Here is an 18,195-nt window from a genome sequence, read left to right as displayed (position 1 = left end):
TGCCGCCGCGGGCCGGCTGATCCTGCACGGCCGCTACGTCTGCAAGGCGCGCAAGCCCGATTGCCCGCAATGCATCATCCGCGACATCTGCCGGTTTCCGGACAAGACGCCGGCGGCGTGAGCGCGGGCAGAGATGTTTTTGCCGTGGCGGACTGCGATGAGAGTCTTGAGGGAGTGGCGCAGGCATGCCCGCGCCGTCGGTCGCGATGAAGCCGTCGGCAAAGCTTCATCGCGACTTACGTCGCTCCTACAAGGAGATAAAAAAAACGTCCCCGGCATGCCGGGGACGTTCGTGTTAGCGATTGAAGACGGAAATCAGAAATTCAGCTGCGTGCGCAGGGCGAACTGGTTGGTCTTGTCGCCGTTGAGCTCGTTGTCGCCGCGGGTCATGTTGAACATGAAGCGGACGTTGGGATTGACATAGTAGTTCAGGCCCAGGGTGGCGGCGGTGGCTTCCAGATTGGCGACATCCTTGTTTTCGATGGTGTCGTAGCGCGCGGTCAGCTCCCACGCGCCGGCATCGCCCAGCTTGGGCGATCCGAACACGCCGGTACCGGACTTGTAGACCTTGTGCTGGCCGGTCAGCATCCAGCTGCCCATCACGTAGAAGGTTTCCACATCTTCATCGCCAGCCGGGCTACCGTACTTGGCGCGGGCGAACTCGGACTGGAAGTACAGCGGGCCGAACGCACCGGCCGCTTCCAGGCCCACGGTGTCGATGGAATCGCCGCTGGCGCCGGTGGTGGTGGCGATGGTCTGCGACGGGCCGCGGCGGCCGGCATAGTTGGCTACGGCGGTCATGTTGGCCGAGCCCTTGTTGGCGTTCTCGGTGCTGGCCGACAGACCGAAGTGCAAGGTGTTGTTGTCGTTGTTGATCGGCGCATAGGTGAAGCGCGCCGAAGCGCCGACGCCTTCGTTGCGGCTGCCCGAGGCGCCGCGCAGGTTGAAGCCGGCCACGCCGAAGGTGTAGTTGTCGCCGGCGGTCAGGTAGCCGACGCCCTGCTGGAACTGGCGGCCGTTGTAGATGCCGGTGGCGGAGGCGAACGGGCGCTCCATCATGGTGATTTCGTTGGAGCTGGTCAGCTCCTCCATCGAGCGGTAGGGCTTGAAGTGGCCGATGGTGAACTTGCCGCCCAGCGCGCTCTTGGCGATGTACATGTCGCGCATGCCGTCCAGGTTGCTGCCGCCGGCGAAGTCCTGCTCCATCTTGTATTCCCAGCCCAGCGCCTTGCCGGCCAGGGTCAGGCGCGCACGGCGGAATTCGGTGGTGCCGGTGACATCGGCCAGGTCGCGATCGAAGGCGTAGGTGTCGAAGTGGATGCGGCCGCCCAGCGACACTTCGAACTTCTTGTCGGCCGAGGTCACTTTGAGGCCGCCCTTGGTTTCCACCTTGGGAGAACTGGTCGCCAGCGTATCTAGGTTCTGCTGGGTGTTGATATTGATGTCCGACTGCGCGTCGCTGCGCTCTTCCAGTTCAACGACCTTGGCCTGCAGCGCGGCCAGCTGCGCCTTCAGTTCAGCGATTTCGGCATCGCGGTTTTGCGCGGAGGCGGCAAAGCTGGTGCTGCCCATGGCGACGGCAAGCGCGGCGGCCAGGATGGAATAACGCATGAGATAACTCTCCAATGGGTGGATACGTGTGGATGACGCTGGCTTTGGAGGCGCTTTTCCGTACAGAAATCGCTAAGCGCTCGTCAAAGATGCGCTAAGGATGGGACTGCAATCTGACAGTCAGATGTGATTTAGATGACTGAAATATGACAATGCGGCGTCGCTGCGGCGATTCCGGCCAGTGTTCTGGAACAGGGCCATCCTGGCCTCCTGCTGCTTCCCTATACATATATGGTGATTGCGTGCCGATCGGCTCCGCTGGGAAGCCGGCGTTCCCGGTTCTGTCGTTCGTTCCGCCGGCGTGCGCCCGGCCATGCGAATCCCTGCCGCCTGCCATCCCCAGGAACGCAGCCGGCGTTGGGTGCCATCGGCGGATTTTCGGCGCCGTGAAAAGCGATGGCCGCGCCGGCAGGGCGCGGGGGCCGTCATATTTCTGTATTGCTGACGACACCGCGCTGTCATGCAAGCGTCGTGAAATGCGCGGCAACGGTATTGCCTGCCGTCGTCCCTACACCCTAGGAGCCATCTGTGTTCAAGTCACTCAAATCCCGCGTTGCGGTCGTTGCGTTCGCCGCAACCCTGTCCACGGGCGTGCTCGCCGCCGACATCACCGGCGCCGGCGCAACCTTCATCTATCCGCTGTTGTCCAAGTGGTCGGCCGACTACAACGCCGCCACCGGCAACAAGATCAACTACCAGTCGATCGGCTCCGGCGGCGGTATCGCACAGATCAAGGCGGGCACGGTGGACTTCGGTTCTTCCGACGCGCCGATGAAGCCGGAAGAACTGGCCAAGTACGGTCTGGGCCAGTTCCCCTCCGCCATCGGCGGCGTGGTGCCGGTGGTCAACATCGCCGGCGTGGCTCCGGGCGCGATGAAGTTCGACGGCCCGCTGCTGGCCGACATCTTCCTGGGCAAGGTCAAGATGTGGAACGACCCGCGCATCGCCGAACTCAACGGCGGTCTGCAGCTGCCGGCGCAGAAGATCACGGTCGTGCACCGCTCCGACGGTTCCGGCACCACCTTCAACTGGGTCAACTACCTGTCCAAGGTCAGCCCGGAATGGAAGAGCAAGGTCGGCGAAGGCACTTCGGTCAGCTGGCCGGCCGGCGTCGGCGGCAAGGGCAACGAAGGCGTGGCCGCCTATGTGAAGCAGATCAAGGGCGGCATCGGCTATGTCGAACTGTCCTACGCACTGCAGAACAAGATGTCGTATGCGCAGATGAAGAACGCCGCCGGCAATTTCGTGCTGCCCAGCGAAGAGACCTTCCAGGCCGCCGCCGCCAGCGCCGACTGGGCCAAGAGCAAGGACTTCTACCTGGTGATGACCAACGCCCCGGGTCAGAACGCCTGGCCGGTCGCCGCGACCAACTTCATCATCATGTACAAGAAGCCGAAGAACCTCGCCCGCGCCAAGCTTGCCAAGGAGTTCTTCCGCTGGGCCTACGCCAATGGCGATGCCCAGGCCAAGTCGCTGGACTACGTGCCGCTGCCGGACGAGCTGGTCAAGCAGATCGAAACCTACTGGTCGCAGAACCTGCAGTACTGAGCACCTCCCCAGGATCCGCGCGCTCTCCCGCGCGGTCCCTAGGAAAACGGGCCATTCACATGGCCCGTTTTTTTTTGTGGAGACCATCCTGATTCATCTCTTCGCTGCGTGAGACACGCATGTCATCACGCTGTAACAAAAACATCATTTCATAGCGGGACCGAATTCATTCAGAACGCTGGAGTCCACCATGTCAGTCGCCAAGCCGGTCCGTCTTGCCCTGCTCGCCGTCGCCGCCGCCGCCTTTGTGGCCGGCTGCAAACCCGCTGGCGATGCGCCTGTCGCCGCCAACGGCGCCGACCCGGCAGCCGCCGCAGCCGCTCCGGCCGCGGACCGTATCAGCGCCGAAATCACCGGCGCCGGTGCGACCTTCATCTACCCGCTGCTGTCGCGCTGGTCGGCCGACTACAACAAGAGCACCGGGGCCAAGATCAACTACCAGTCGATCGGCTCGGGCGGCGGTATCGCCCAGATCAAGGCCGCTACGGTCGATTTCGGTTCCTCCGACAAGCCGTTGCCGCCGGAAGAGCTGGCCGAAGCCGGCCTGGCGCAGTTCCCGTCGGCGATCGGCGGCGTGGTGCCGGTGGTCAACCTGGATGGCGTGGAATCGGGCAAGTTGCGCCTGAGCGGCCCGCTGCTGGCCGATATCTACCTGGGCAAGGTCACCACCTGGAACGACCCGGCCATCGCTTCGGTCAATCCCGGCGTGACCTTGCCGTCTACCAAGATCAACGTGGTCAAGCGCTCGGACGGTTCGGGCACCACCTTCAACTTCGTCAACTACCTGTCCAAGGTCAGCCCGGAGTGGAAGGAAAAGGTCGGCGAAGGCACCTCGGTCAACTGGCCGGTCGGCATTGGCGGCAAGGGCAACGAAGGCGTGGCCGCCTACGTCAAGCAGATCAAGGGTTCGATCGGTTATGTCGAACTGGCCTATGCCACCCAGAACGGCATGTCCTACACCGCCATGCAGAATGCCGCCGGCAACTGGGTGCAGCCCAGCGCCGAATCCTTCCAGGCCGCTGCCGCCACCGCAGATTGGGCCAACGCCAAGGACTTCAGCCTGGTCATCACCAACGCCAGCGGCGCCGATGCCTGGCCTATCGCCGCCACCAACTTCATCCTGATGTACAAGCAGCCCAAGAACGCCAAGCGCTCGCAGGATGCGCTCGACTTCTTCAAGTGGGCGCTGGAAGAAGGCCAGCCGCAGGCCGACGAACTTCACTTCGTGCCGCTGCCCAAGCCGCTGGTCGATCAGATCGAGGCGTACTGGGCGGCTGAAATCAAGCTCTGAACTTCCGCTTCCGGAGCACCGGCGCAGCGGCGCCGGTGTTCCGGCCGTTGGAAGCGCAGCGTGCCGCACCTGGCGTAGCTCCTGAGACTCCCCCGAACCGGTCCACGTCCCCAAGATGAATGCCGCCACTCTTCCCGTAGCGAAAATCAGCAGCCGCGACGTCAAGGACACCCGCGCCGATCGCAGTTTCCGCTGGCTGGTCACCGGCGCCGGCGTGCTGGTGCTGCTGTCGCTGACCGCCGCCGCGCTGTCCATGCTGTGGGGCGGGCGCGCCGCGTTCGCCAAGTTCGGCATCGAATTCCTGTGGCGCGATGCCTGGAACCCGGTGTTGCAGGACTTCGGTGCGCTGGTGCCGATCTACGGCACCCTGGTGACGGCGCTGATTGCCATGCTGATCGCGGTGCCGGTCAGTTTCGGCATTGCGATGTTCCTGACCGAAATCGCGCCCAAGTGGCTGCGTACGCCGGTGGGTGCGGCCATCGAATTGCTGGCCGGCATCCCGTCGATCATCTACGGCATGTGGGGCCTGTTTATCCTGGTGCCGTTCCTGGCCGAACACGTCTATCCGTGGGTCGATGAAAACCTGGGCCAGATCCCGCTGGCCGGCGCGCTGTTCTCGGGTCCGCCGCTGGGCCTGGGCATGGGCACGGCGGGACTGGTGCTGGCCATCATGGTGATTCCGTTCATCTCCTCGGTGATGCGCGAAGTGTTCCTGACCGTGCCCGGACGCCTGAAGGAATCGGCCTATGCGCTGGGTTCCACCCGCTGGGAAGTGATGTGGGACATCATCCTGCCCTACACCCGCTCGGCGGTGATCGGCGGCATCTTCCTGGGCCTGGGCCGCGCGTTGGGCGAGACGATGGCAGTGACCTTCGTGCTGGGCAATGCGCACAGCCTGACGGTGTCATTGCTGGAGCCGGGCAACTCGATTGCCGCGACCATCGCCAACGAATTCGCCGAAGCCGATTCGCCGATGTACCTGTCCTCGCTGATTGCGCTGGGCTTCGTGCTGTTCCTGGTGACCTTCGTCGTGCTGGCGTTCGCGCGGCTGATGCTGCGCCAGCTTTCCAAGCGGGAGGGCAACTGATGAGCGCTTCGCTGTACGGCATCCGCCGCGCCAAGAATCTCATAGCGCAGGTGCTGGCCATCGCCGCCACCATCTTCGGCCTGTTCTGGCTGATCTGGATCATGTGGACCACGCTGAGCAAGGGCCTGGGTTCGCTGAACCTGGCGCTGTTCACCGAAATGACGCCGCCGCCCGGGGATTCCGGCGGCATGCTCAATGCCTTCTTCGGCAGCGCGGTGATGAGCCTGCTGGGCATCGCCATCGGTGCCCCCGTGGGGGTGCTGGCCGGCACCTTCCTGGCCGAGTATTCGCAGAAGAGCTGGATCGGCGAATCGGTGCGCTTCGTCAACGACATCCTGCTGTCGGCACCGTCGATCGTGCTGGGCCTGTTCGTCTACACCCTGGTGGTGGCGCAGATGGGCCACTTCTCCGCGCTGGCCGGCGCCATCGCGCTGGCGTTCATCGTGCTGCCCGTCGTTGTCCGCACCACCGACGAGATGCTGCGGCTGGTGCCCTCGCAGATGCGCGAAGCGGCGCTGTCGCTGGGCGTGCCGCAGTGGAAGGTGATCGTGCAGGTGCTGTACCGCTCCTCGCTGCCCGGCATCGTCACCGGCATCCTGCTGGCGCTGGCGCGCATCAGCGGCGAGACCGCCCCGTTGCTGTTCACCGCGCTCAACAACCAGTACTGGACCACCGATGTGCTTTCGCCGATGGCCAACGTGCCGGTGGTGATCTTCCAGTACGCGATGAGCCCGTACGAGAACTGGCACACGCTGGCCTGGGCTGGCGCCTTCATCCTGACCCTGTTCGTGCTGGTCATCAGCCTGCTGGCACGCGCCATCGTCCTGCGGAACAAGATGACCCATGAATGACCTGACCTCCCCCACCGTTGCCCGGACCCCGGCCATGAACGACGCCCGCATCCACCTTGCCATGCCCGATCGCGCCGCCTCGACCGAAACCATGCCGGTGAAGCTGGCGGCGAAGAATCTCGACTTTTTCTATGGCGATTCGCAGGCTCTGAAGAGCATCAACCTGGAGATCCCGGAAAAGCGCGTCACCGCGCTGATCGGCCCTTCCGGCTGCGGCAAGTCGACGCTGCTGCGCATCTTCAACCGCATCTACTCGCTTTACCCCAAGCAGGAAGCGCGCGGCGAGGTGCTGCTGGACGGCGACAACGTGCTGGACCCGAAGTACCCGATGAACCGGCTGCGCAGCAAGGTCGGCATGGTGTTCCAGAAGCCGGTTCCGTTCCCGATGACCATTTTCGAGAACGTCGCCTACGGCATCCGCCATCACGAACGCCTGGGCAAGGCCGAGATGGAAGTGCGGGTCGAGCAGGCGCTGCGCCAGGCCGCGCTATGGGACGAGGTCAAGGACAAACTGAAGCAGAGCGCGCTGGGCCTGTCCGGCGGCCAGCAGCAACGCCTGTGCATCGCCCGCGCGGTGGCGCTGCGCCCGGATGTGATCCTGCTGGACGAGCCGACCTCGGCGCTGGATCCCATCTCGACCAGCAAAATCGAACAGCTGATCGAAGATCTGAAGAGCGACTACACCATCGCCATCGTCACCCACAACATGCAGCAGGCCGCCCGCGTGTCCGACTACACCGCCTTCATGTACCTGGGCGAGCTGATCGAGCATGACGCCACCGCGACGATTTTCTCCAAGCCAAGCAAGCAGCAGACCGAAGACTACATCACCGGACGGTTCGGGTGAGGCAGGCCGTCTGCGCGGCACTGCCGCGCGGACGGCCGAACGCCCGGCCACGGATGGCCGGGCCGGATTCTCCGGAACCGACATCGTTGCGCCATGGAAGGCGACCGCCATTCAACCGAACACCGACGCATCCCAGGACTTCGACATGACCACCCAACCCCACGACCACATCGTTAAGAGCTACGACGAAGAGCAGCGCCGCCTGGTCGGCGAAATCGTGCGCATGGGTGAAACCGCCGTGGCGCAGCTGGAAGCCGCGCTGGACGTGGTGGAGCGCCGCGACGACCGCGCCGCCCAGCGCATCGTCGCCAACGATGAAGCCATCGATACGCTGGAGCGCCAGATCAGCCACGACGTGATGCAGCTGGCCCTGCGCGGTCCGATGGCGCGCGATCTGCGCGAAATCCTGGCCGCCCTGCGCATTCCGTCGGACATCGAGCGCATCGGCGACTACGCCGCCAACGTCGCCAAGCGTTCCATCGCCCTCAATGTCTCGCCGCCGATGCCGCACATCACCGGCCTGCGCGCGCTGGGCAAGCTGGCCGTGCGCCAGGTCCGCGACGTGCTGGTCGCCTACCAGAACGGCGACGACACCTATGCGCTGCAGGTGCGCGAACGCGATGCCGAGCTGGATGCCCACTACACGGCGCTGTTCCGCGAGCTGCTGACCTACATGATGGAAGACCCCCGCAACATCACGCCCTGCACGCACCTGCTGTTCATGGCCAAGAACCTGGAGCGGATTGGCGACCACGCGACCAACATCGCCGAGAACGTCTGGTTCCTGACCCACGGCGACCAGCCGCTGCCGCCGCGCGACAAGCGCGACGAAACCAGCACCACCGGCGCTGTCTGAACGCCGGTTCGGTGAATCCAGGATAACTGGAACCGCCGGGGCCCGAACCGTTCCGTCCCCTTTCCCTCTCTTGGCTCTTGGCAGACCGGACGACAGGCGTCCAGGATCGCCAACGGAGGGACCATGCAGACCACTGCCGGCACGCACGAGTACGACGACATCCAGGCCGCGCGCGACGGCGATTGCGAAGCGCTGCAGCGGGTGCTGGCGTACTCGCGCCAGAATCTGCGCCGCTACGCCGAATACCATTGCGTGGTCAACGACGTGGAAGACGCCGTCCAGGAAAGCCTGATCCTGGTCTCGCGCCGGATAACCGATCTGCGCGTCATCGAAGCCTTCGCGTCCTGGCTGTTCCGCATCGTCAAGCGCGAATGCAACCGGCTCAAGCGCGGCATGCGCCTGTTGACCGGCGAGGCGGTGAGCGAAGACCTGCTTGCCTGCGTTCGCTTCGAGCCCACAGAACTGCGCCAGGATGTAATCGCGGCGCTGCAGGCGCTGCCGCCCCACTATCGCGAAATCATCCTGCTGCGCGATCTGGAAGGCCTGTCGATAGATGAGCTGGCCGCGCGTTTGCGGATCCAGCCGCAGGCAGCCAAATCGCGCCTGCACCGCGCCCGCCTGCTGGCCCGCGAGTACCTCAGCGCTTGAATGCTTGTCCCGGAACGCCCTTTCGCACCGCCCTTCCAGCATGCGGTCCTGGTCGGCCGCCTGCACGCCGGCCTGTCGTCGATGGGCCGGCACCACTTCGGCCCTTGCCCCGATTCGGTTCCTGGGCCTGCCCCCAACCATTGCCGCAGTGCCGCAAAGCGATTGCGGCATGAAGCTTAAGATGACCGCCACCGGCACGCCGTAATGCTTACCAAGGGCTAACGGACGCCGACTACACTGGCACCACCCCCGTGCGGGGATACCCGCACCACCACTGGAGAGAAGCACGATGTCCAAGTCCACATCCCGCAACAAACCCACCGCTTTCGCCGTCAGCGCCGCGCTGGCCGGCGGCATCGCCCTGGCCGGATCCGCCTTTGCGATGCAGCCGATGGCCCAGGGCTACCTGCTGGCGGCAGGCGAAGCGGCCAAGGCAGCCGAGGGCAAATGCGGTGAAGGCAAATGCGGCGTTGCCAAGGCCGATACCGACAAGGACGGCAAGGTGTCGCAGGCCGAATTCACCGCCGCGCATCCTGACATGGCCGACAAGTTCGCCGGCATCGATACCAACGGCGACGGTTTCATCGATGACGCCGAGATGAAGGCCCATGGCGAAGGCAAGTGCGGTGAGGGCAAGTGCGGCGCCGAAAAGAAGGACAAGGCCGCGCACGAAGGCAAGTGCGGCGAGGGCAAGTGCGGCGGCACCGCCTGATTTGAAAACGCCCTCCCCCGTCTGCGGGGGAGGGCTTGCGAAGAAACGCCGCGCGGCCGGCGGCCGTTGATGGCCGGACAGGCCAATGCTGCGCGGCCTGACGCAACTGTTCCTGCAATCCTGCGGCTTGCCGCACAAACGACGGATGCGACGATGAAGGCCTCACTAGGCAACGCCAGCGCCGGTCTGGGCCTGCGGCGCGCCCTGCTGGATGTGCTGCTGAATGCTCCGGACGGCGGCTTCGATTTCCTGGAGTGCGCGCCGGACAACTGGATAGGCGTGGGCGGCCGCTACGGCGAAGCGCTGGCCGAACTGTCCGCACGCCACCCGATCGCCTGCCACGGCCTGTCGCTGTCGCTGGGCGGCAGCGAACCGCTGGACCAGACCTTCCTTGCCCGTACCCGCCGCTTTCTCGACCAGCACCAGGTAGCGCTGTACAGCGAGCACCTGAGCTATTGCAGCGACGACGGCCATCTCTACGATCTGATGCCAATCCCGTTCACCGGGGAAGCGGTGCGGCATGTCGCGGCCCGGATCCGCCAGGCGCAGGACCTGCTGGGGCGCCGCATCGCGGTGGAGAACGTCTCCTACTACGCGGCTCCCTACCAGGCGATGGACGAGGTCGATTTCATCAATGCCGTGCTGGAAGAGGCCGATTGCGATCTGCTGCTGGACGTCAACAACATCTACGTCAATGCCATCAACCACGGCTACGATGCCTACGATTTCCTGGCCCGCATGCCGGGCCATCGCATCGCCTCCTACCATATCGCCGGCCACTACGACGAAGCCGAGGATCTGAAGGTCGATACCCACGGCGCGCCGGTAAAGCAGGACGTGTGGGGGCTGCTGGAAGCAGCCTACCAGCGGCACGGCGTGCGCCCCACCCTGCTCGAACGCGATTTCAATTTCCCGCCGCTGGCCGACCTGCTGGCGGAAATAAGCCGCATCCGCTCGCTGCAGCATGCCGCGCGGGACGTTTCGCCGAGCGCCGCGCATGCCTGAGTCGCTGCGCGAACAGCAGTTCCGGCTGGCGCGGCACCTGCGCGATCCGCAGGCCAATCCGCCACCACCGGGCATCGAGGAACGCCGGCTGGCGATCTACCGCGATCTGTTCTTCAACAATATCGAAGGGCTGCTGTCGGGCAACTTCCCGGTCATCCGCAAGACCCTGGGCGATACGGACTGGAAGCGGCTGGTGCGCACCTTCTATGCGCAGCACCGCAGCCGCACGCCGCTGTTTGCCGAAATCGCGCGCGAGTTCATCCGCTACCTGGAAACCCGCGCCGAAAACGGCGCTGGCGACCCGCCATGGCTGGCGGAACTGGCGCACTACGAATGGGTGGAGCTGGCGCTGCAGATTTCCGACGAGCCTGTCCCGGCGCACGATGCCAACGGCTCGCTGATGGACGGCGTGCCGGTCGTCTCGGCCACCGCCTGGGCGCTGGCCTACCGCTGGCCGGTGCACCGCATCGGGCCGGACTACCGGCCAGAGCTAGCGCCTGATGCCGCCACGCTGGTGCTGGTGCGCCGCGACCGCGATCAGCAGGTCCGCTTCGCCGAGATTTCGCCGCTGGTCTACCGGCTGCTCGAACTGCTCGGCGATGGCCAAAGTACCGGCCGCCAGGCATTGGCGGCGCTGGCCGCGGAAGCCGGCGTCGACGACCTGCCGCCGTTCCTGCAACAGGGCGCGGCCATGCTCGAACGCATGCGCGAGGAAGGCACCTTGCTGGGTACCCAGCCCGGCAGGCCGCTCGCGTAGGAGCCGCCTCCCGGCCGCGAGCGCTTCCTTGTTCCTGACGTGGAGCAAAGCTAGCGGCGGCGGCTCGCATCCTTCACCCTGCCACGGACGCGCTTGCGCCCTCTGCTACCCTTTGCGGCATGACCAATCCTGCCGAAATGCCCGCCGCCACGCCGATGGCCCGCCGCTTCCGCGGCTACCTGCCCGTCGTGGTCGACGTGGAAACCGGCGGCTTCGACTGCAACCGGCATGCGCTGCTGGAAATCGCCGCGGTGCCGATCGACCTGGATGACGACGGCCGTTTCGTGCTGGGCGAAACCGCCAGCGCGCACCTGCAACCGGCGCCCGGCACCGAAATCGATCCGAAGTCGCTGGAAGTCACCGGCATCGTGCTGGATCACCCGTTCCGTTTCGCCAAGCCCGAACGCGAAGCCCTGGATCACATCTTCGCGGCGGTCCGCCTGGCGGTGCGCAAGCATGGCTGCCAGCGCGCCATCCTGGTCGGCCACAACGCGCATTTCGACCTGGGCTTCCTCAACGCCGCAGTCGCCCGGGTCGGCCACAAGCGCAACCCGTTCCATCCTTTCAGCGTGTTCGACACCGTCACCCTGGCCGGCGTGGCCTACGGCCAGACGGTACTGGCGCGCGCGGTGCAGGCCGCCGGTTTCGAATGGAACGCCGAGGACGCGCACTCGGCCGTCTACGACACCGAGCAGACCGCACGGCTGTTCTGCAAGATCGCCAACGCCTGGCCGTCAACGATCCCTGGTTGAAAGAAGCGCTGGCGATTGATCAAACTGCCCGCCACATGACCCGCACCATCAGCATGTTGATCTATGCCGGCGGTCAATCGCTGGACATCAGTGGACCGCTGGAGGTGTTTGCGCTGGCGGACCGCCAAGCGCACGAGGACGGCATGTCCCGTGCGCCGCTGTACCGGCTGCAGTTGGTCGCCCATGACCGCGCCGCGGTCGCGCTCTCCTCCGGCATGCGCGTGGTTCCCGACCTGGCCTGCGCGCAAGTGGATGCTGCCGCCATCGACACCCTATTGATCAGCGGCGGAATGGGCGATGCGCTGGACCGGGCCCGCGCGAACAAGGCATTGGTCGATTGGTTGGGCAGCAGCGCATCCCGGATACGGCGGGTCGGTTCGATCTGCAGCGGCGCGCTGCTACTGGCCGAGACGGGTCTGCTGGATGGACGCCAGGCCACCACCCACTGGCGCGACGTGGCGGAGCTGCGGCAGCGCTATCCCCAGGTCCGGGTAGTCCCGGATGCCATCTACACACGCGACGGGCCGGTCTGGACCTCGGCCGGCGTTACCGCGGGGATGGACCTGGCGCTGGCCATGGTGGCAGACGACCATGGCATGCCGTTGGCGTTGAAAGTGGCCAAGCGGATGGTAATGGTCAGCAAGCGCTCCGGGGGGCAAAGCCAGTTCAGTTCGCAGTTGGCAGATCTCGACGTGCCCGACGCTTTCGCCCGGCTGGCAGAATGGATACGCGGCAATCTGCGGTCCCGGCTGTCGGTGGACATCCTGGCCGGGCAGGCCTGCATGAGCCCGCGCCACTTCGGCCGGCGATTCCAGCAGGCATTCGGCAGCACTCCCCAGAAATACGTCGAGCAACTGCGCGTGGAGGCGGCAAAATCGCTGCTGGAAAACAGCGCCCGCGACCTGAAGCGCATCGCATCGGACTGCGGCTTCGCCTCCGAGGATGCGATGCGGCAAGCGTTTCTCCGCCACCTGGGCATTCGTCCCAGCGCCTACCGCGAACGGTTCGGCGCCGCTTGAGGCGGCCTGGTGCGCCAGCCGGCGCAGGGCGGAGGATGTCCGAAAAAAACGGCCGATTGGCGTCTTATGCCGGCCGCACTGCGGCATCTTCATCGCGTTCCCAACGCGAATCGTCCTGCCATGGCTATCCATCGTTTCATCCGCCCCCTCGCCTTGCTGCTGCCCTGGCTTGCCGCCGCGCCCGTGCAGGCGGCGCACGCGCCGCACTCGCAGCCCGAAATACAGGTGGGCATCCTGCTGTTCGACGGCGTGCAGATCGTCGATTTCGCCGCCCCTTATGAGGTATTCGGCCAGGCGGGATTCGGGGTGAGCACGGTTTCGGCGCACGGCAAGGCCGTCACCACCGCCATGGGCCTGAAGGTCACGCCGGATGCCTCCTTCGCTGACGCGCCGCAATTCGACGTATTGCTGGTTCCCGGTGGCGACGTGGGGCACGCTGAGCGCGATCCCGTCCTGCTGGACTTCGTACGGACGCGCAGCGGGCAGGCCAGACAGGTGCTGACGGTCTGCACCGGCGCGTCCATCCTGGCGGCCACCGGGCTGCTGGACGGGCTGAAAGCCACCACGTTCCACAACGCATTGAAACCGATGGCCGCGGCCTATCCGAAAGTTACCGTGGTGGATGACGTCCGCTGGGCCGACAACGGCAAGATCGTCACCTCCGCCGGTTTGTCCTCGGGCATCGATGCGGCGCTGCACATCGTGGCCAAGCTCAGGGACGAGGAAGCCGCGCGCGCAGTTGCCCTGCACCTGGAATACGACTGGGATCCCGAAGGTGGATTCGTCCGCGCGCGCATGGCCGACCGGCATCTTCCAGAACTGCGCAACGTCGCCTGGCCGCAAGACATGAAACTGCAACGGCTCATCTCCGTCGGCGACGCCGAAAGCTGGCGGAAGCGCTACCGCATCGCCACTGCGACTCCGCCGGATGCCCTGCTGGCGCTGATGCATGACGATCTGGTGGAGGAAGGTTGGCAACCGGACGCGGCGGCGGGCGGGCATGGCTGGCAGAAGCGTATCGATGGACGAATGGGGCGGCTGACGTTCGCAACGCGCCCCGCCAGCGACGGTGCGGGCTATACGCTGGAAGCGGAAATCCGCATCGAGTGACGGCATTCGTCGGCAGCGGCAGCCATGGCGCCTGCCATCCCATCCGTTTCGGCGATTGCCGTTGCCGCATCGCATCGAACAGCCTCACTGCGTGCAGATGCGGTCGCGGCCGGAGGTCTTGGCGTCGTAGAGCGCCTCGTCGGCCCGCCGCAGCATTTCCGCAGGCGCATTGTCCGTGGGCTCCAACTGCACCATGCCGCCGCTGAAGGTCACTGCCAGCCCGGCCACACCGCCCCAGTCCCGCTGCGACGCGAAGCGCTCGCGCAGGCGTGCGGCCACCGACAGCGCTTCGTCGATGCCGGTATCCGGCAGCACCATCGTGAATTCCTCGCCGCCCACGCGCGCGGCGAAATCCGAAGCCCGGCAGATCGTCGCCAGCAACTGGCCGACTTCGCGCAACACCTTGTCGCCGACCGCGTGCGAGTGGCCGTCATTGATCGTCTTGAAGTGGTCGATGTCCAGGATCATCAGGCACAGCGGGCGGTCGCCGCGGCGGGCCCGCGCGAACTCGCGCAGCAACACCTCGTCGAAGTGCCGGCGGTTGGGCAACGCGGTCAGCGCATCTTCGCGCGCCTGCCGCTCGAAGGTTTCGGCCTGCCGCCGCAGCTGCGCCAGCAGTTCGGTCTTGTCGCGGTCGGCCTGCAGCAATTGGTCGGTCTGCGCCTGCAACTGCTCGGTGCGCTGCTGGACCAGGCGCGCCAGTCTCCGGTTCCGTGTCCGGTAGCGGATCAACCGGTAGCGGAAAAGGCCGGCCAGCGCCAGGGTCAGTAGCGCCAGGCCGCCGATCCTCACGCTGGCGCGTTGCCACCACAACGGCGCCACCGAGAATTTCCACACCGCTTCGCGCTCGCTCCACGCGCCTTCCGGATGCGCGGCGGCAACGTGCAGCGCATAGTCGCCCGGCGGCAAGCCGACGAAATCCACGCTGCGTTGGCGGCCGCGCTCCACCCAGCCCGCATCCAGCCCTTCGAGCCAGGTGCGATAGCGGATCCGTTCGGGCAGCAGGTAGCTCAGTCCCGCATAGGAGACCGATATCCGGCTACCGCCGGGCAGCGGGTGGTGCGGGGCTCGCTGGCGCCAGGCGAACGGCTTGCCATCCAGCGTTACGTTCTCGATCTCGGCCGGCGGCGGCACGCGGCTGCTGAAACTTCGCCAGCGCTGCGGGTCCACCAGACTGACGCCGGCGGCGGTCACCAGCCACACCGTACCATCGCCGCGCAGGATCATCGACGGCGCCGAGCTGCCGTTGCCCTGTGCGCTGGACATGCCGTCGGTCTCGTCGTAGCGCTCGACCGGCAGCCTCGCCAGGCGGCCATCGGCCACCGCGTCCAGATCCGCCATGCGCGCGCGCAGCACGCCGCGGTTGCTGCTGATCCAGCCGTTGCCGATGCGATCGGCGACGATCTGGAACACGGTATCCACCGGCAGGCCCTGCTCCAGACCCACCCGCGCCAGGGTGCCGGCACGTTCGCGGTACAGGCCGCGGTCGGTGGCAATCCATACGTCGTTGCCGATGCGCTGGAAACCGAACACGCTGCGCGCGCCGCTCAGCGTTTCCAGCGGCACTCTGCGCACCTGCCCGTCGCGCAGTACGCTGGCACCTTCGACCGACCCGATCCACAGCGCGCCGTCGATATTGGCCAGCGCGGTGACCAGCGCCTGCGGCAGCCCATCGATGCGCGGCGTCCGCACCTGTCCCGATTCGATCAGCACCGGGCCGCGCTGGGTACCGGCCCATACGCCGCCGCCGTCGGCCGGAACGATGGCGCGGATATGCCCGGCCGGCAGGCCCTCGGCCGGGCCGTAGCGGCGCACCGGCTGGCCATCGCGCAACTGGAAGACGCCATCGGCATAGCTGCCGACCCACAGCTGGCCTTCGCCGGTCTCGGCCAGGCTGAGCACCGAAGGCGGCACCTGCCCCGGCTGCAACGCCACCGGCCGCACCTGGCCGTCGCCATCGATCCGGTCCAGTCCGTTGGCACCGCCCACCCACAACCGGCCATGCCGATCTTCCAGCAGCGCCCGCACATAGTCGCCACTGAGTCCGTCGCGGCGGGTGTAGCGGCCGAACAGCGTTTCGCGCAGCCGGAACAGGCCGCCGTTGGCACCGGCCCAGATGCTGCCTTCGGCGTCCTCGAGCAGGCTGACGATGCGTCCCGGCGGATTCATCTCGCCGGCCGGCGGGTATTCCACGCCATGCGGCCCGATGCGCAGCAAGCCGCGGTTCTCGCTGCCCAGCCACAGATCGCCGCGGCGGTCCTGCAGCATCGCGGTGAAGTGGCCGTGCCCGGGCAGCTGGCGTAGCCGCTCGGCGGCATCGCCGCGGATGCGGTAGAGGCTTTCGCCGGCCACGATCCAGATCGTGCCGTCCGGGGCACGGTACGGCCAGGCCAGGCCAGGCGGCAGTCCGAACGCGGCCGGCGCGCGATGGAAACTTCCGGCCGCGTCGCGGTAGATCAATCCCTTCAGGCCACCGATCCAGATGCGGTCCTTATCGTCGACCGCCATCTTCGGGAAGCTCTGGCGCAGCGGCACGTCGTCGGAAGAGCCGAAATATTCGAAGCGGCCGTCCGGATGCAGGCAGCCCAGGCCGTGTCCCTCGAACAGCAGCCACATCCTGCCCTGCCGATCCATCGTCATCGCATGGATCAGCGCCTGCGGCCAGTCATCGCCGCTGTTCCAGAACCGCCATTGGCCGTCGGCGGTACGCCGGCCCAGATTGCCGCGGCTGTCGCTGAGCCACAACGCGCCCTGCGCGTCCACGTACAGCGACCCGACGCCGTTGTCGGGCAGCGAAGGCTCGGTGCCGCGGCCATACACCTCGAACTCCACGCCGTTGTAGCGGACCAGCCCTTCCCAGGTGGCGAACCAGAGGTGGCCTTCGGGCGTCTGCGCCATGTCGCGCAGCGAGTTGTGCGGCAGGCCCTGGCGCGAGGTCCAGCGATCGCCGACGTAGTCGCGCAACGGCGGTGCCGTCGCCGCACCTGGCGGTGCGGCCAACAAGGGATGCCACGGTGCCAGCAGAAGCAGGCACAGCAGCCATCGTGCCAACAGCGCCGGCTTCATCGACGATTCCGGAGAAACCGGCCGCGGCGCCGGCAGCAGGCATCGGCACGGCAGCGGTCGAACGTGTCCGCGAGCTCGAACGCCATCGCTCGACCGCCACGGCAATACGGCGAATTGTCAGCCAGACTCATGATGCTCTTCGCAATGATGTGACGGACCGCCTCGACGATTCGCCCGGTCCACCCTCGCAAGGCAAGAACCGTGCCGTCGCTGCCGTTGCGGCCAATCGCCGCTGCGCCGGAGTCCCTACTGCCGCTGGCGCACCGCCTCGAACAGCGTCACTCCGGCGGCCACCGACACGTTGAGGCTCTCGATATCGCCGGGCATGGGAATCTTCACCAGTCCGTCGCAGTGTTCGCGGGTCAGCCGGCGCAGGCCGTCGGCTTCGCCGCCCAGCACCAGCGCCACATTGCCGCGCAGGTCGATGGAATACAGCGAAGCGTCGGCCTCCCCGGCCAGTCCGTAGATCCATACCCCCAACTGCTGCAGATCGCGCAGGCAGCGCGACAGGTTGGTCACCGCCACCACCGGAATGCGATCGGCGGCGCCGGCCGAGGTCTTGCGCACGGTGGCATTGACGCCGACCGACTTGTCCTTCGGAATGATCACCGCGGTGACGCCGGCGGCGGCGGCGCTGCGCAGACAGGCGCCAAGGTTGTGCGGATCCTGCACGCCGTCCAGCACCAGCAGCAGCGCTTTGCCTTCGGCCGCTTCCACCAGCGCCTGCAACTCGCCCTCATCCCAGGTCTTTGCCGCCGCATAGCGCGCTGCCACGCCCTGGTGGCGCAGCGAACCGCCAACACCGTCCAGCGCCTGGCCGGTGACGCGGCGCACCTCGATGCCCTTGCGGCGCGCGTTTTCCTCGATCTCGGTCAGGCGCGCATTCTTGCTGCCGCCTTCGATCAGGATTTCACGGACGTTGTCCGCATCGTTCTCGACCGCGGACGACACCGCGTTGACGCCGACGATCCACTGGTTCTGTTTGCTCATGGAATGCTATGTGTAGGAGCGACGTGAGTCGCGATGCTCTTGCTT

16 protein-coding genes and 1 pseudogene are annotated in these 18,195 nt (G+C 66.2%); 14 read left to right on the top strand and 3 right to left on the bottom strand.

The features are described from left to right. A pseudogene (locus CRO39_RS21350) lies at positions 1 to 121 on the top strand (hypothetical protein); the annotation flags it as partial. A 194-nt stretch (positions 122 to 315) separates the two neighbouring features. On the opposite strand, the gene CRO39_RS19315 reads toward CRO39_RS21350, so the two are convergent. Then, positions 316 to 1,611 carry an OprO/OprP family phosphate-selective porin gene (locus tag CRO39_RS19315; RefSeq protein WP_097123614.1) on the bottom strand — a complete coding sequence of 432 codons (1,296 nt, stop codon included), beginning with the start codon at positions 1,609 to 1,611 and terminating at the stop codon, positions 316 to 318. Between the two features lie 528 nt (positions 1,612 to 2,139). Between CRO39_RS19315 and pstS (CRO39_RS19310) the strand changes: the two genes are divergently transcribed. From pstS (CRO39_RS19310) to CRO39_RS19250, 13 genes are all read left to right on the top strand, one after another. Then, on the top strand, positions 2,140 to 3,159 hold the full coding sequence (pstS, locus tag CRO39_RS19310; protein WP_097123613.1) for a phosphate ABC transporter substrate-binding protein PstS: 1,020 nt from the start codon (positions 2,140 to 2,142) through the stop codon (positions 3,157 to 3,159). 190 nt (positions 3,160 to 3,349) lie between these two features. Then, positions 3,350 to 4,450, top strand: coding sequence for a phosphate ABC transporter substrate-binding protein PstS (pstS, locus tag CRO39_RS19305; RefSeq protein ID WP_097123612.1), 1,101 nt, complete (start codon positions 3,350 to 3,352; stop codon positions 4,448 to 4,450). Between the two features lie 115 nt (positions 4,451 to 4,565). Continuing rightward, positions 4,566 to 5,537 carry a phosphate ABC transporter permease subunit PstC gene (pstC, locus tag CRO39_RS19300; RefSeq protein ID WP_097123611.1) on the top strand — a complete coding sequence of 324 codons (972 nt, stop codon included), beginning with the start codon at positions 4,566 to 4,568 and terminating at the stop codon, positions 5,535 to 5,537. Continuing rightward, positions 5,537 to 6,388 (top strand): phosphate ABC transporter permease PstA, encoded by an 852-nt coding sequence (gene pstA, locus CRO39_RS19295; protein WP_097123610.1) that lies wholly within the window; start codon positions 5,537 to 5,539, stop codon positions 6,386 to 6,388. Before pstC ends, pstA begins: the two co-directional genes overlap by 1 nt. A gap of 34 nt (positions 6,389 to 6,422) precedes the next feature. Then, entirely contained in the window at positions 6,423 to 7,235 is an 813-nt protein-coding gene (pstB, locus tag CRO39_RS19290; protein WP_097123609.1) for a phosphate ABC transporter ATP-binding protein PstB, read from the top strand. A 145-nt stretch (positions 7,236 to 7,380) separates the two neighbouring features. Then, a complete protein-coding gene (gene phoU / locus CRO39_RS19285) occupies positions 7,381 to 8,091 on the top strand; it encodes a phosphate signaling complex protein PhoU (RefSeq protein ID WP_097123608.1) in 711 nt (236 codons plus the stop codon). A 123-nt stretch (positions 8,092 to 8,214) separates the two neighbouring features. Continuing rightward, positions 8,215 to 8,739, top strand: coding sequence for an RNA polymerase sigma factor (locus tag CRO39_RS19280; protein WP_097123607.1), 525 nt, complete (start codon positions 8,215 to 8,217; stop codon positions 8,737 to 8,739). A gap of 289 nt (positions 8,740 to 9,028) precedes the next feature. Continuing rightward, a complete protein-coding gene (locus CRO39_RS19275; protein WP_097123606.1) occupies positions 9,029 to 9,451 on the top strand; it encodes an HvfA family oxazolone/thioamide-modified RiPP metallophore in 423 nt (140 codons plus the stop codon). A gap of 153 nt (positions 9,452 to 9,604) precedes the next feature. Further along, positions 9,605 to 10,456, top strand: coding sequence for an HvfB family MNIO-type RiPP peptide maturase (locus CRO39_RS19270; protein ID WP_097123605.1), 852 nt, complete (start codon positions 9,605 to 9,607; stop codon positions 10,454 to 10,456). Then, positions 10,449 to 11,213, top strand: a complete 765-nt coding sequence (locus CRO39_RS19265) for an HvfC family RiPP maturation protein (RefSeq protein ID WP_097123604.1) — start codon at positions 10,449 to 10,451, stop codon at positions 11,211 to 11,213. Before CRO39_RS19270 ends, CRO39_RS19265 begins: the two co-directional genes overlap by 8 nt. A gap of 119 nt (positions 11,214 to 11,332) precedes the next feature. Further along, positions 11,333 to 11,965 (top strand): ribonuclease T, encoded by a 633-nt coding sequence (gene rnt, locus CRO39_RS19260; RefSeq protein ID WP_097123603.1) that lies wholly within the window; start codon positions 11,333 to 11,335, stop codon positions 11,963 to 11,965. 35 nt (positions 11,966 to 12,000) lie between these two features. Next, positions 12,001 to 12,984: a GlxA family transcriptional regulator gene (locus CRO39_RS19255; protein ID WP_097123602.1), complete on the top strand. Its 984-nt coding sequence runs from the start codon at positions 12,001 to 12,003 to the stop codon at positions 12,982 to 12,984. A gap of 120 nt (positions 12,985 to 13,104) precedes the next feature. Continuing rightward, positions 13,105 to 14,094: a DJ-1/PfpI family protein gene (locus CRO39_RS19250; protein ID WP_162125915.1), complete on the top strand. Its 990-nt coding sequence runs from the start codon at positions 13,105 to 13,107 to the stop codon at positions 14,092 to 14,094. Between the two features lie 84 nt (positions 14,095 to 14,178). On the opposite strand, the gene CRO39_RS19245 is transcribed toward CRO39_RS19250, so the two are convergent. Next, on the bottom strand, positions 14,179 to 17,160 hold the full coding sequence (locus tag CRO39_RS19245; protein ID WP_097123600.1) for a ligand-binding sensor domain-containing diguanylate cyclase: 2,982 nt from the start codon (positions 17,158 to 17,160) through the stop codon (positions 14,179 to 14,181). Positions 17,161 to 17,406: 246 nt separating this feature from the next. Further along, a complete protein-coding gene (gene rlmB / locus CRO39_RS19240; RefSeq protein ID WP_097123599.1) occupies positions 17,407 to 18,150 on the bottom strand; it encodes a 23S rRNA (guanosine(2251)-2'-O)-methyltransferase RlmB in 744 nt (247 codons plus the stop codon). Between the last annotated feature and the right edge of the window lie 45 nt (positions 18,151 to 18,195).

Origin of the sequence: Pseudoxanthomonas wuyuanensis (assembly GCF_900215535.1) — a bacterium.
GTDB lineage: Bacteria > Pseudomonadota > Gammaproteobacteria > Xanthomonadales > Xanthomonadaceae > Pseudoxanthomonas_A > Pseudoxanthomonas_A wuyuanensis.
The sequence above is the reverse complement of the archived record's forward strand: the minus strand, read 5'-3'. Positions and strand labels throughout refer to the sequence as shown.

Excerpts from the sequence above, each read along its gene's own strand:
- CRO39_RS19315 (WP_097123614.1), bottom strand. The coding sequence starts at position 1,611 with ATGCGTTATTCCATCCTGGCCGCCGCGCTTGCCGTCGCCATGGGCAGC.
- pstS (WP_097123612.1), top strand. The coding sequence starts at position 3,350 with ATGTCAGTCGCCAAGCCGGTCCGTCTTGCCCTGCTCGCCGTCGCCGCC.
- pstC (WP_097123611.1), top strand. The coding sequence starts at position 4,566 with ATGAATGCCGCCACTCTTCCCGTAGCGAAAATCAGCAGCCGCGACGTC.
- pstA (WP_097123610.1), top strand. The coding sequence starts at position 5,537 with ATGAGCGCTTCGCTGTACGGCATCCGCCGCGCCAAGAATCTCATAGCG.
- pstB (WP_097123609.1), top strand. The coding sequence starts at position 6,423 with ATGAACGACGCCCGCATCCACCTTGCCATGCCCGATCGCGCCGCCTCG.
- phoU (WP_097123608.1), top strand. The coding sequence starts at position 7,381 with ATGACCACCCAACCCCACGACCACATCGTTAAGAGCTACGACGAAGAG.
- CRO39_RS19280 (WP_097123607.1), top strand. The coding sequence starts at position 8,215 with ATGCAGACCACTGCCGGCACGCACGAGTACGACGACATCCAGGCCGCG.
- CRO39_RS19275 (WP_097123606.1), top strand. The coding sequence starts at position 9,029 with ATGTCCAAGTCCACATCCCGCAACAAACCCACCGCTTTCGCCGTCAGC.
- CRO39_RS19270 (WP_097123605.1), top strand. The coding sequence starts at position 9,605 with ATGAAGGCCTCACTAGGCAACGCCAGCGCCGGTCTGGGCCTGCGGCGC.
- CRO39_RS19265 (WP_097123604.1), top strand. The coding sequence starts at position 10,449 with ATGCCTGAGTCGCTGCGCGAACAGCAGTTCCGGCTGGCGCGGCACCTG.
- rnt (WP_097123603.1), top strand. The coding sequence starts at position 11,333 with ATGACCAATCCTGCCGAAATGCCCGCCGCCACGCCGATGGCCCGCCGC.
- CRO39_RS19255 (WP_097123602.1), top strand. The coding sequence starts at position 12,001 with ATGACCCGCACCATCAGCATGTTGATCTATGCCGGCGGTCAATCGCTG.
- CRO39_RS19250 (WP_162125915.1), top strand. The coding sequence starts at position 13,105 with ATGGCTATCCATCGTTTCATCCGCCCCCTCGCCTTGCTGCTGCCCTGG.
- CRO39_RS19245 (WP_097123600.1), bottom strand. The coding sequence starts at position 17,160 with ATGAAGCCGGCGCTGTTGGCACGATGGCTGCTGTGCCTGCTTCTGCTG.
- rlmB (WP_097123599.1), bottom strand. The coding sequence starts at position 18,150 with ATGAGCAAACAGAACCAGTGGATCGTCGGCGTCAACGCGGTGTCGTCC.